This is a genomic window from Streptomyces shenzhenensis (assembly GCF_003688995.1).
GTDB classification, from domain to species: Bacteria; Actinomycetota; Actinomycetes; order Streptomycetales; family Streptomycetaceae; genus Streptomyces; species Streptomyces shenzhenensis_A.
Genome location: NZ_PENI01000013.1, coordinates 33,255 through 45,443, shown reverse-complemented (window position 1 = coordinate 45,443; position 12,189 = coordinate 33,255). Strand labels below are relative to the sequence as shown.

Annotated in this window: 9 protein-coding genes and 2 pseudogenes; 7 read left to right on the top strand and 4 right to left on the bottom strand. The window is 71.9% G+C overall.

The features are described from left to right. Positions 1–408 precede the first annotated feature (408 nt). Positions 409–1,575, bottom strand: a complete 1,167-nt coding sequence (locus tag CTZ28_RS20800) for an MFS transporter (protein ID WP_121891159.1) — start codon at positions 1,573–1,575, stop codon at positions 409–411. 90 nt (positions 1,576–1,665) lie between these two features. Between CTZ28_RS20800 and CTZ28_RS20795 the strand changes: the two genes are divergently transcribed. The 7 genes and pseudogenes from CTZ28_RS20795 to CTZ28_RS20765 all read left to right on the top strand — a co-directional run bounded on the left by CTZ28_RS20795 (position 1,666) and on the right by CTZ28_RS20765 (position 8,141). Continuing rightward, a complete protein-coding gene (locus CTZ28_RS20795) occupies positions 1,666–2,427 on the top strand; it encodes a DeoR/GlpR family DNA-binding transcription regulator (protein ID WP_121891158.1) in 762 nt (253 codons plus the stop codon). Between the two features lie 100 nt (positions 2,428–2,527). After that, positions 2,528–3,276, top strand: a pseudogene (locus tag CTZ28_RS20790) (SAM-dependent methyltransferase); the annotation flags it as partial. A 382-nt stretch (positions 3,277–3,658) separates the two neighbouring features. After that, positions 3,659–5,401, top strand: coding sequence for a sensor histidine kinase (locus CTZ28_RS20785; RefSeq protein WP_121891157.1), 1,743 nt, complete (start codon positions 3,659–3,661; stop codon positions 5,399–5,401). Between the two features lie 116 nt (positions 5,402–5,517). After that, entirely contained in the window at positions 5,518–5,937 is a 420-nt protein-coding gene (locus tag CTZ28_RS20780; RefSeq protein WP_259471716.1) for a roadblock/LC7 domain-containing protein, read from the top strand. Further along, positions 5,934–6,290 (top strand): DUF742 domain-containing protein, encoded by a 357-nt coding sequence (locus tag CTZ28_RS20775; protein WP_183154494.1) that lies wholly within the window; start codon positions 5,934–5,936, stop codon positions 6,288–6,290. The genes CTZ28_RS20780 and CTZ28_RS20775 overlap by 4 nt, the downstream gene beginning before the upstream one ends. Beyond that, complete coding sequence (locus CTZ28_RS20770) at positions 6,271–6,888, top strand: GTP-binding protein (RefSeq protein ID WP_121891155.1); 618 nt, start codon at positions 6,271–6,273, stop codon at positions 6,886–6,888. The genes CTZ28_RS20775 and CTZ28_RS20770 overlap by 20 nt, the downstream gene beginning before the upstream one ends. After that, positions 6,885–8,141: a cytochrome P450 gene (locus CTZ28_RS20765; RefSeq protein WP_121891154.1), complete on the top strand. Its 1,257-nt coding sequence runs from the start codon at positions 6,885–6,887 to the stop codon at positions 8,139–8,141. Before CTZ28_RS20770 ends, CTZ28_RS20765 begins: the two co-directional genes overlap by 4 nt. Before the next feature lie 189 nt (positions 8,142–8,330). Here CTZ28_RS20765 and CTZ28_RS20760 read toward each other — a convergent pair whose 3' ends face one another. The 3 genes and pseudogenes from CTZ28_RS20760 to CTZ28_RS20750 all read right to left on the bottom strand — a co-directional run bounded on the left by CTZ28_RS20760 (position 8,331) and on the right by CTZ28_RS20750 (position 11,958). Further along, positions 8,331–9,557 (bottom strand): cytochrome P450, encoded by a 1,227-nt coding sequence (locus CTZ28_RS20760; RefSeq protein ID WP_121891153.1) that lies wholly within the window; start codon positions 9,555–9,557, stop codon positions 8,331–8,333. A gap of 203 nt (positions 9,558–9,760) precedes the next feature. After that, a pseudogene (locus CTZ28_RS48400) lies at positions 9,761–9,936 on the bottom strand (ATP-binding cassette domain-containing protein); the annotation flags it as partial. A gap of 201 nt (positions 9,937–10,137) precedes the next feature. Further along, positions 10,138–11,958 (bottom strand): endonuclease/exonuclease/phosphatase family protein, encoded by a 1,821-nt coding sequence (locus CTZ28_RS20750; protein ID WP_121891152.1) that lies wholly within the window; start codon positions 11,956–11,958, stop codon positions 10,138–10,140. Positions 11,959–12,189 lie beyond the last annotated feature (231 nt).

The following is a 12,189-nucleotide window of genomic DNA, read 5'->3' as shown; positions in this document are numbered from 1 at the left end:
CGGCCCGGCCGGCCCGGACGGACCACGGCCGACGACTACGGCACGCCGGAAGGCCAGGTTCCGCGGGGCCAGGTGGCTGAGCCGGCCGACGGCGGCGGGACCGGCTCCCGGGAGACAGGCGTCCGCGGCCGAGTCGTCGGCGTGCTCGATCGCCTCGAAGTGGCTCGGACGGACCGCGGCCGGCGGCCGTGGCGTGCTGAGTTGGGGGTGTGGCATCCATGTGGCGGTGACGCGGCACGTCGGAGGGCCGGCTTCCGTGGGGCCGGGTGGGTGAGTCGGCGATGACGGTGGGACCGGCGAGCATGCCGAGACAGCCGAGGCCGGCCACCCGGGAGGCATTGGCGCCCGCGGCCGGGTCGTCGGCGTGCTCGACGCCTCGAAGTGGCTCGGACTGACCGCGGCCGGCGGCTACGGCATGCTGAGCCGGGGACGCAGTACCCCCGCGGCGGCGACCGCGGCGACGCAGCACGCCACGGGGAGGAAGAAGGCCAGGTTCAGCGGGACCAGGTGGGTGAGCCAGCCGATCAGGGCGGGACCGGCGAGCATGCCGAGATAGCCGAGGCCGGCCACCCGGGAGACATTGGCGCCCGCGGCCGAGTCGTCGGCGTGTCCGGCCGCGCTGAAGAGCTGCGGGACGCAGCCGGACAGCCCGGCACCGAACAGGCCCCACCCGGCCAGGGCGAGCGGTATCCACGGTGACAGCGCGGCGGCCGACAGGCCCAGGGCGGCCACCGCGGCGCCGTAGCGCAGGATCGCGGCCGGGCCGAAGCGGGCCGAGACGCGGTCGGCGAGGAGGCGGCCGACGGTCATCGCCGCCGCGAAGGCGCCGTAGGCGAAGGCCGCCGCGCTGTCGGAGGCGCCGAGGACGGTCCGCAGATGCAGGACGCTCCAGTCGTTGGCGACTCCCTCGCAGAGCATGATCAGCAGGGCGAGCACGGCCAGGAACCAGATCCGGGCGGGCGCGGCGCCGCCCGTGCCCGGTGCGGCGCCGCCGCCGTCGGCGGCGGGCGCGGTGCGGGAGGGCAGCAGGCCGGGCGCGGCGCAGCCGGAGACCACGAGCCCGAGGACGGCCGCCGTGCCCAGCGTCGCCGCCGGGCTCCAGGACCAGCCGGCGGTGGCCGCGCCCGCGAGGGCGGCCAGCACACCGCCGACCGAGAAGGTCGCGTGGAACGCGGACATCACCGGGCGGCCGTACGCCTTCTCGACCTCGACGGCGTGGGCGTTCATGCTCACGTCCAGACAGCCGTTGCCGAAGCCGAGCACGGCGAGGGCGACGGCGAGCGTCCAGGGACCCGTGGCCAGTCCGGGCAGCACCAGGGCGGCGCTGCACAGGGCCGCCGAGGCGGGCACGACCGTTTTCGTGCCCAGCCGGTCCGCCGCCGGTCCGGCCGCCCGCATGCCCACGAAGGCCCCGGCCCCGAGCAGCAGCAGAAACCCGCCCAGCACGGCGTGGCTGATGCCGACGCGCCGCTCGATGGACGGGATCTGCACGATCCACATCCCCAGCAGGGTCCCGTTGAGGACGAAGTACGTGAAGGTGGCCAGACGCGCGGCGCGCAGTGATCGTCGCTCCATGCCGTGAACATATCGAACATCGATTGTGTTTTAAACATCGCCGATCTCACAGTTCTGCTGTTCGTTTCCCGGTGGTGTTCAATCACGGACATGGTGAACACGGACCGTCTGAGGCAGATCACGGACGCGGTGCGGGAAGCGGGCAGCCTCGGCGTCGGGGATCTGGCCGCCCTCACCGGGGCCTCGGAGATGACCATCCGCCGCGATCTGGAGACGCTCGCCGCCCAGGGCGTGCTGGAACGCTTCCGCGGTGGCGCCCGCAGCCTGCTGGTGCGCGGCGAGGAACCCCCGTTCGCGCTGCGCGCCCAGGAGGGCGTCGAGGCCAAGCGGCGCATCGCGGCGGACGTGGCCGGGCTGATCGCCGACGGCGAGACGGTCGTCCTGGACAGCGGCACCACCTGCCTCGAAGTGGCCAGGGCGCTGCGCGGCCGGCGGATCACCGTGCTGCCCCTGTCGCTGCCCGCGGTCAACGCGCTCGCCGACGGCCCCGGCCGGACCGCACTCCTCGTGCCGGGCGGGCGCCCGCGCCCGGGCGAGGGTGCCCTCACCGGACCGCTGACCCTGGCCTCGCTCGCGGCCCTGCGCTTCGACACCGCCGTCGTCGGCTGCTGCGGCCTGACCGCCGAGCAGGGCCTGACCGCGTACGACCTCGACGACGCCGCCGTCAAGCAGGCCGCGATCCGGGCGGCGCAGCGCACCGTCGCCGTGGCCGACGGAGCCAAGCTGTCCCGCACCGCCCACGCCTTCGTGGCGCCGGCCGGCGCCCTCCACACCCTCGTCACCGATGCCACGGCCCCGCGGTCCGAGATCGCGGCGCTCGGCGCCGCGGGAGTGGCCGTGCGGACCGTCTGACCGCCCAACGTCCGTCCCACGCCGTGAAGTTGATCTGAAATTCGTCGGCCGACCGTGGGCATGGGGGTGGCCGTGGCGGTCGCCGGGAGGGGAGCGCAGCGTGCGACAGGACGGCTTCCGCGCCGAGGAGATCGACACCAGCGGGCCGCACCCCGCCCGGATGGACACCTATCCGGTGGACCGCGACGTGGGCGACGCACTCGCCGCCGCGGCGCCCGAGGTGCGCGTCGGCCTCCGGGCCAACCGCGCCTCTCTGGGCCGGGCCGTCCGGTACGTCGTCGGCAGCGGCGTCCGCCAGATCCTCGGCATCGGCACCGGACTGCCCACCTCGCCCAAGGTGCACGAGGCGGCCCAGGAACCGGCCCCGGACGTCCGGGTGGCGCACGTCGACAACGATCCGATCGTGCACACCCACGCCGGCGTGCTGCTGGGCGGCTCCGGCGCGACCGGCCTTGTGCTCGGGGACCTGCGTGACCCGTGGGTCGTCGTGGGACACCGCCGGGTCATCGACTTCGACGACCCCGTCGCCGTGCTCCTGGTGGCCGTCCTGTACTTCCGCACCGACGCCGAGCGGCCGGGGGAGGTCGTCGCCGTCCTGTGCGACGTGCTCCCGGCCGGCAGCTCTCGCACGCCACGGGCGACTTCGCCGACCGCGGCACCGCCCAGGCCGTCTGCAGCAGGGCCACCGCCGGCCTGAACCTGCGCTCCCGTGCCGCGGTCGAGCGGTTCTGCGACGGGCTCGAACTCGTCGGACCCGGCCTCGCCCAGATCCCGTTCCGGCGCCCGGACGCCCCGCCGCCGGCCGGTTCCGACGCGATCGGAATCTACGGCGGCATGGCCCACAAGACGCCCTGGGCAACCATCGAGTGTCATCTCCCCGGCCATGATTGGCCGGAACTCACACCCTGTTGAGTGCCGAAAATGACGGAGGCCGTGGCCCGCGTCGTGAGGGGTGTGGCAACCGCTGTGAAAGCTGGGGCCTTTGGGGTAATGTTCCGCTCCTGATCGGCCGAAACTCCTACCATGTGATTTTCATTCGGTGGCCAAAATCCGACGAAGTTCGCTCCTGGGCGGAGTGTGCAGCTTGTCCGGCATTCGAGGTCAGCGGGATGGCTAGCATGTGCCGGGTGCCGTCCGGACGGCTTCACGCCACGTGTGCCGCCGTTCCGACCTGCGGTCGATACGTGTCGATCGACCTTGCCCTGTTCTCAAGGACCAGAGGGACCGCGGAATGTCAGTGCCTGCTCCCACCAGCCAGCCCCGGACCGCCAAGGCGTCCCGCACCGCACGGGCCGTACCCCCGGCCGTGCTGCTGGTGACCGCCGCGGCGGCCGGCGGTGTCTCGGCGGCGGCGCCCGAGCCCGCCCGGGGCTGGACGCTGGCGGTGGCCGGGGCCTCCTGGCTCTGTGTGTCCTGCGCCGTCCTGGTCACCTCCCGGCTCTCGCGGCGCGCCCGCCGCACGGCCGACCAGCAGGCGGCACAGATCGGCACCCTCAACGCACAGTTGGCCCAGCAGCACGCGGCCACCCTGCACGTGGCGAACGTCGCCCTGCCGGCCGTGGCGAAGCAACTGCGGGACGGGGCGGGCGCCGACGAGGCCCTGGCCAACGCCGCCTCCGTCGCCGAACCCGAACTGCGGCGCATCACACACACCTTCGCCACCCTCGTGCAGGACGCCGTACGGCAGGCCGCCGCGGTCCGGTCCGAGCACCATGAGGTCCAGCGCGAGACGGCGCGGGCGGCGGCGGAGCTGGAACAGCTGACGCAGCGGACCCTGCCCGCGGCGATCGCCCGGCTGCGCGAGGGCGCCTCGGCCGATGTCGTGCTCGCCGAACTGGAGTGGCCCAGCCTGCCGTTGCTGCGCACGCCCGCGGAGCTGTTCATACGGGAGATGGCCCACAGCGAGCGACGCGCCGCCGCCGCGCAGGCCGCCTCCGCCAAGGCCCTCAGCCGGGTCCAGGCCAAGGCCGTCAGCATGCTCGCCGACCTCCGCGAGATGCAGGAACGGCACGGGGAAGAGGTCTTCGGCGACCTGCTGCGCCTCGACCACAGCACCTCCCAGCTCGGCCTCATGACCGACCGGCTCGCCCTGCTCATGGGCGGCCGCTCCAGCCGCGCCTGGAACAAGCCCATCGTGATGGAGAGCATCCTGCGCGGCGCGGTCGGCCGGATCTCCGCCTACCAGCGGGTCCGGATGCACTGCTCCACCCAGGCCGCGATCTCCGGCTACGCGGCCGAGGGCGTGATGCACCTGCTCGCCGAACTGATGGACAACGCCGCCAACTTCTCGCCGCCCATCGACGAGGTCCACGTCTACGTGGAGGAACGTACCGCCGGAATCGTCGTGACCATCGAGGACAGCGGTCTGAAGATGGCCGATGCCGCGATGCGGCACGCCGAGAAGGCGGTGGCGGGGCAGGCGACCGACCTCGCCTCCCTCCAGGGCACCCGACTCGGCCTGGCCGTCGTCGGCCGGCTGGCCGCCAAGTACGGCGTCAGCGTCAACTTCCGGCCGTCGTCGCGCGGTGGCACGGGCGTCGTCATCCTGCTGCCGCCCCAGTTGCTCGCCCAGCAGCGCGAGCCCGCCCCGGCCACGACCGAACGCCGTGCGGAAGCGGTGATCCCCACCCCCGGACCCGCTCCGGCCATGGAGAGCGACCTGCTCGGCACGGACTACCCGGATCACCCGGACATCCCGTGGGTGACCGAAGCGGAGCCGGTCCCGGCGCGCCCCGCTTCCGCCACGCCCAACGGCCTGCCCGTGCGCGCCCCCGGCCGGACCATGGCCGAGGCCGAACTCGAACGTCAGCAGCGCAAGGCGGCCGACGACACCCCCGCCCGCGACGAGTCCCGCCCGGGCGCTCGCGGCGCGCGTGACGCGGGCGCGCAGTTCGGCGCCTTCCACCGCGGGCGCCGGGCCGGCGCGGGCGGTCCGTCCGGCGAGACGGAGTCGGAGCCGCCCGCCCCCGAGTAGCAACACGGCGTCGTCCACACGGCGCCAAGAGCCCTGGCATCCCTGCCCCCTGTTCGTGAGATTGGAGGAACGGGCCGGTGACCGGACAACCGGGCACCACCGTCCCATCACCTGCCATGCAGACCACCGACAACAGCCTGACCTGGCTTCTGCAGAACCTCCTGGAACGCACCCCCGGGACACGTCACTCCCTGGTGCTGTCCCGGGATGGCCTGAAGCTCTGCTGGACCGAGAACCTGACCCTGGACCGGGCCGATCAGCTCGCCGCCATCTGCTCGGGCATCCAGGCCCTCGCCCAGGGCGCCTCCGTGGAGTTCGGCGACGGCACCGGCGGCGTCCGCCACTCCATGACCGAGTTTCACGGTGGGCTGCTGTTCATCGTGGAGGCGGGCGAGGGCGCGCACCTGGCCGTGGTCGCGGACGAGGACGCCGACCCGGGAGTCGTCGGCAACCAGATGACCGAACTGGTCGAGCAGATAGGCGAGCACCTGCGGGCCGAGCCCCGCAACCCGGTGGCGGGGAGTACCTCCTCGTGATGCGCCGGCCCGTGGACACCGGTGATCCGGATCGGCTCTACACGGTCACGGGCGGGCGCAGCCGCGCCGACGACCCCTTCGACCTGGTCACCCTGGTGGTCAGCGAATGCGAACCCACAGCCGGTATGCAGTCGGAACACGTCAGGATTCTCGAACTGTGCCGGCATCCCACGGCCGTGGTCGAGATCTCCGCGGAACTGAAGCTTCCGATCACCGTGGTGCGCATCCTGCTCGGCGACCTGTTGGCCACCAGCCGGATCACCGCACGCCACCCGCGTGCCGCGCAATCCTTCGCTTCGCTTCCCGAAACCGCCCTTCTCAAGGAGGTGCTCGATGGGCTCCGCAATCTCTGAGCTGCCTTCCAGCCGCGCGCCCTTGGCCGATGCAGCCGAGACCGGACTCAAGATCGTCGTCGTGGGCGGATTCGGGGTCGGCAAGACCACCTTGGTCCGCTCGGTGAGCGAGATCCGGCCGCTGAACACCGAGGAAGTCATGACGCAGGCCGGTGTCGGCGTCGACGAGATCAGCGGGGTTCGGGCGAAGACCACCACCACCGTGGCCTTCGACTTCGGCCGGATCAGCCTCAACGACCGCATGGTCCTGTACCTGTTCGGCGCCCCCGGGCAGGAGCGCTTCTGGTTCCTGTGGGACCGGCTCTTCTCGGGCACGCTGGGCGCGGTCGTCCTGGTCGACACCCGGCGGATGGACGACTCCTGGTACGCGATCGACCGCCTCGAACAGCACAAGACGCCGTTCGTGGTGGCGGTCAACCGCTTCGACGACGACCCGTCGAGGTACTCCATGGACGAGATACGCCAGGCGCTCTCGCTGCCCGAGCATGTGCCGCTGATCGAATGCGACGCGCGGGTGCGGGCGTCGGGCAAGGACGTGCTGATCGCGCTCGTGGATCACCTCTACCAGATGGCCGCGGTCAGGGAGGGCGCATCGTGACCGACACCGGATCCGACCTCACACCGCCCCCGGGCTGCCCCGCCCACCAGGGCTCGGTGCCGCTGGCCGGCCTGGAGTACCAGCAGTCTCCGGCGCAGCTGTACCGGAGCCTGCGGCGCGAGCACGGTACTGTCGCGCCCGTGCTGCTGGACGGGGACGTGCCCGCCTGGCTCGTCCTCGGCTACACCGAGGTCAGCTATGTGACCAGCCATGACGAGCTGTTCGCCCGGGACTCGCGGCGCTGGAACCAGTGGCCGGCCATTCCCCAGGACTGGCCGCTGCTGCCCTTCGTCGGCTACCAGCCCTCGGTGCTGTTCACGGAGGGCGAGGAGCACCGGCGCCGGGCCGGGGTGATCACCCAGGCGCTGGAGGGCATCGACCAGTTCGAACTCGCCCGTGACTGCCAGATCATCGCCGACCGGCTCATCGCCTCGTTCGTCGGCAGCGGCCAGGCCGAGCTGATGAGCTCGTACGCGCACGCCCTGCCGATGCGGGCCGCGGTGCAGATGTGCGGGATGCCGCACGAGGGCACCGACACCCAGCAACTCGTGGACGACCTGCGGATCTCGCTCGACGCCGCCGAGGGCGACGACCCGGTCGCGGCCTACACCCGGGTCGGCGAGCGCATCCAGCAGCTGGTCAAGGAGAAGCGGGACAGGCCGGGCCCGGACGTCACCTCCCGGATGCTCCTCGACCCGGCGGGACTGACCGACGAGGAGATCGTCCAGGACCTGATCTCCGTGATCGCCGCGGCCCAGCAGCCGACCGCCAACTGGATCGGCAACACGCTGCGGCTGCTGCTCACCGACGAGCGGTTCGCCCTGAACGTCTCGGGCGGCCGGCTCAGCGTCGGCGAGGCCCTGAACGAGGTTCTCTGGCTGGACACGCCGACCCAGAACTTCATCGGCCGCTGGGCCGTGCGCGACACCCAGCTCGGCGGACGGCAGATCCGGGCGGGCGACTGTCTCGTGCTGGGGCTGGCCGCGGCCAACACCGATCCGCAGATCTGGCCCGAGCAGCACGTCGGCGCGGAGAACTCCGCCCATCTGTCCTTCAGCAACGGCGAGCACCGCTGCCCCTACCCGGCCCCGCTGCTCGCCGACGTCATCGCCCGTACGGCGGTCGAGACGCTGCTGGAGCGGCTGCCGGACCTGGTCCTTGCGGTGGAACCGGAGGAGCTGACCTGGCGCCCGTCCATCTGGATGCGCGGCCTGACGGCTCTGCCGGCGCAGTTCACACCGGTGGTGCAGTAGCGCACCGGCCCGAGACGGCGACGCACCGGTCCGGGACGGGACCGGACGGCGGGTGCGGCGGCGGACCGGGGCACGACGGGGAGGTCGTGCCCCGGTCCGGCCGCGCGCCGACGGCCGGCCGACGCGGACCGGTGCGCGGCCTGAACGGGAGGCGCTTCAGGCGGTGTTACGGCGTACGGCGGGCGCGGATCAGGCGGCGGGCGGTGTGAAGCGGACCGGCAGCGACTGCGGCCCGCGGGTGAACACGCCCTGCTCCACCGGGTCGAAGCCGTCGGCCAGCCGGGCATCGGGCATCGCGTCCAGCAACTGGTCCACGCCGATCTCGACCTCGGCCTTGGCCAGCAGGGCGCCCACACAGAAGTGCCGGCCGAGCGCGAAGGCCAGATGGTCGGCCGCGGCGGAGAAGGCGTTCGTCGCGGTCAGGTCCTCGCGGAAGATGTCGAACCGGTCGGGGTCGGCGTAGCGGTTCTCGTCGCGGTTGGCGGCGCCGATCAGGCAGGTGACGGTCGCGCCCGCCGGTATGGTGCCACCGCTGACCGTGACCTCGGTCGCCGACTGGCGCATGATCATGTGGACGGGCGGCGTGTAGCGCAGCGTCTCGGCGAAGGCGCGGGGGATCAGACCGCGGTCCGCACGGACGGCCGCCAACTGCTCAGGGTGCGCGAGCAGGTTGGCGAAGATGCTGGCGATCGCCTTGTCGGTGGTCTCACCGCCCGCGGCGAGCAGCAGGCTGCAGAAGGCCTTGATGTCCTCGTCGCTCATCCGCACGCCGTCGACCTCGGCGGCGCACAGCGTGGACAGCAGATCGTCGCCGAGGTTCTCGCGCCGCGCCCGGATGATCGGGAACATGTAGTCGGCGAACTCCGACCGGGTGCGCTCACCGGCCGCCGCGACCGCCGGGTCACCGGACAGGTTGCCCAGGAACGCGATGACCGACGTGTACCAGCCGTGGAACTGTTCGTGGTCGTCCTTGTCAAGACCCAGCATGTCCGCGATGACGTTGACGGGGAAACGGGTCGCGTAGTCGTGGACCAGGTCCGCGGAGCCGGTGTGCCGGAAGGCGTCGATCAGCTCACGGGAGTTGCGTTCGATGACGGGCAGGAACTTCTCCTGCAGATCGCTGCCGCGGAAGGCCGGGGCGACCAGTGCCCGCCGTACGGAGTGCTCGCGACCGCTCAGCTGCAGGATGGTTTTTCCGTGCACGGGTTCGAGCTGCCAGTCGTAGTTGTCGGTGGTGAACTCGCCGTCCTTGTCCTTGAAGACGCGCTCCACGTCCTCGTAACGCGAGATGATGTAGCTCTGTGTGACGTCGTGCCAGATGAGGGGCGCACTCTCCCGCATCACCCGGTAGGCCGGATAGGGGTTCTCGGCGAACTCGGGCGAGAGTATGTCGGGTACCTGCTGAGCGGTGGACATAGGGCTCCTAGAGTCAGTCGCGGCCTGCGGGCACAAGGTTATTGATCAACTACGAACCCGAACAGCCGTGTCTTCGCCGATTAGGTGCGTTATGGCCACCCTTGGCCGAAAACTGCCGCCTCGAATCAGCCGGCCCGTCGCGGTGCGCCGCTGCCCGCGCGGGCGCGGCAGACCGTGCCGGGAGTCGCGGAACCGGCGGTGCAGCGGAGCCCCGCCCCGGTCGCCGTCCCCTCGATGGCCTTCATCCGGCCGGTGAGCGCGCTCAGCAGACAGGTGAGGCCGGACCCCGAAGGCCCCTCCACCGCGATCAGCGATCGGGCTCCGCGGTGTCCCTGATCCCGCGGAACGCCCGGCCGCGCGGGCGCTTGAGCCGGCCCACGGCCGCGCGCGAGCGTTCGGCTCCTCGCCCGGACGGCCGGGCTCAGGGACCGTCGGCCCGTGTGCGCGACCGGTCGATGTCGATGCCGCCCGAGCAGAGCGTGGACGAAGGGCCGTCGCCGCAGTCCGCGCAGTCCCGCCCGGAACTGCGGCCGAACGCCCGCCCGGGAGGGGCGGGCGTTCGGCCGGGTGTGGTGTGGGGTCAGGGCAGGAGCCGGACGATCTGCGGATCGTGGTCGCTGGCCTTGTCCGCGAACTCGGCGTTGACGTGGACGATGTCGTAGTCGTACGAGGACAGCGAAGAGCTGGTCAGGATGTGGTCCAGCACCTGGGAGTTGCCCTGGTACACGTAGGTGTAGCGCTCGCCGGCCGGCAGCGTGCCGGGCAGGTCGGTGAGGCCGGTGCCCGCGGTCAGGGTGGACAGGGTGCCGGAGAACTCGTAGTCGTTCAGGTCACCGAGGACCACGACCCGGGCGCTCGGCTGCACCGCCAGAAGCTGCTTCACGAAGGCGTTCACCTGGGTCGCCTGCTGGCCGCGCTGCGTCTCCGAGCTGCGGGTGGGCGGCTGGACGCGGGCGTACAGGGGCTGGTCGCCGCCCTTGGAGGTGAAGTGGTTGGCGATCACGAAGACGGTCTTGCCCTGGAAGGTGAACTCGCCGGCCAGCGGCTTGCGGCTGCTGCTCCACGCGGAGTTGGTGGGGTTGATCCGGCCGGGCGAGTACGAAAGGGCCGCGGTGCCGCCGTTGTTCACCACGGACACCGCGTTGCCGGCGGTGCCGCCCGGCCGGTCCGTGAAGCCGACGCGTGCGGGGTTGTACAGGAAGCCGACCCGGATGTTGCCGCCGGGCTCGCCGCCGTCCTGGTTGTTGGCCGGGTTGATCTGACGGTAGGCGTACGTCGGGCCGCCGGCCGCGGTGATGGCGTTGATCAGCTTGGTGTAGGTCTGGTCGGCGGCGACCACGCCGTTGTCGGTGGCACCGTTGTTGTCCTGGACCTCCTCCAGCGCCACGATGTCCGGGGCGGACAGGTGCGTGACGATGCCGGCCGCGAGCCGGTCGAACTTGGCCTGCGGGTCGGTCGGGTCCAGGTTCTCCACGTTGTACGTGGCGACGGCCAGTTCGCCGGCACCCTGCGCCCGGGTCGTCTCGGCGGCGAGGTTGTTGTCCGTGAGCGCGCCCAGCGTGGTGGCCTGGAGGGTGTAGCCGCCGAAGCCGTCGTAGTCGAGCGGGCCCGCGGTGCTGCCGCCGAGGACGTCGCCCACGTCCGCGGTCGGGAAGGCGCCGGTCAGCGACATGACCTTGACGCGTCCGGCGTTCTGCGAGGCGTACGAGCCGTAGACGGTGCCGCCGCGGGGACTCGGGTTCTCGGTCGGCTTCGTGGTGACGAACAGCTCGTCGTAGTCGTTGCTCGCACCGACGACGCGGGCGTTGTCGACCTGGACGCGCATGCCCTCCAGCGACTCGTACAGGTCGAGCGCGTACCGGGAGGGGTTCAGGGTGAGGCTTTCGAGGCTGCCGGAGGGGGCGTAGGCGGCCGGGACCGAGGCGGCGTCGAGCACGACGGGGGCGGGCAGTGGATTGCCGGTGGAGGCGGTCGACTGGATCTGGGGCTGGGTCAGTTCGGTCAGGGACTGACCGCCGGCCGAGGAGCCGCCCGGGTAGTACTCGGAGACCCTGCCCCGCACGGTGACCTTGTTGCCGACCTTGGTGGCGGGGACGGTGGATCCGGTGTAGGCGAAGACGGCCTCGCTGGTGGCCGGGTTGCCGTCGCCGACGGGGTCCTGGATCCAGTAGCCGCGCGAGGATCCGGTGGACCGGATCGCGGTGACGATCCCGCTGACCGTCACATCCTGGCCGGCGTAGGGGGACTTGCGTGTGCTGCCCTGCACGGCGGCGATGGAGACGGTGGCGGCCGACGCCGGTGCGGGCAGGGCGAGCAGCGTGGCCGTCAGCGCGCTGGTGAGCGCGGTGGCCGTCAGCAGGCTGACGCGCGCGGGACGGTGAGTTCTGAGGCGGGACTTCATGACGGTGCCTTTCGCGATCGGAACGGACGGGTCGCGAGCACCGCGTCGGGGGCGCCTGGGGGAACGCGCCGTGGCGGCAGGGAAGTTGTAGGGGCGCCAGGTGTCACGGAGGCAACCGGCAGATGAGCTGCCCATGTTGCTTCTACGCGCGTTGTGTCGGTGTGTCCTGCACATATGCGGCTGCCGCGCGGCACACCCGAGAGCACCGGCATCGCCGGATCTGCCGTGACC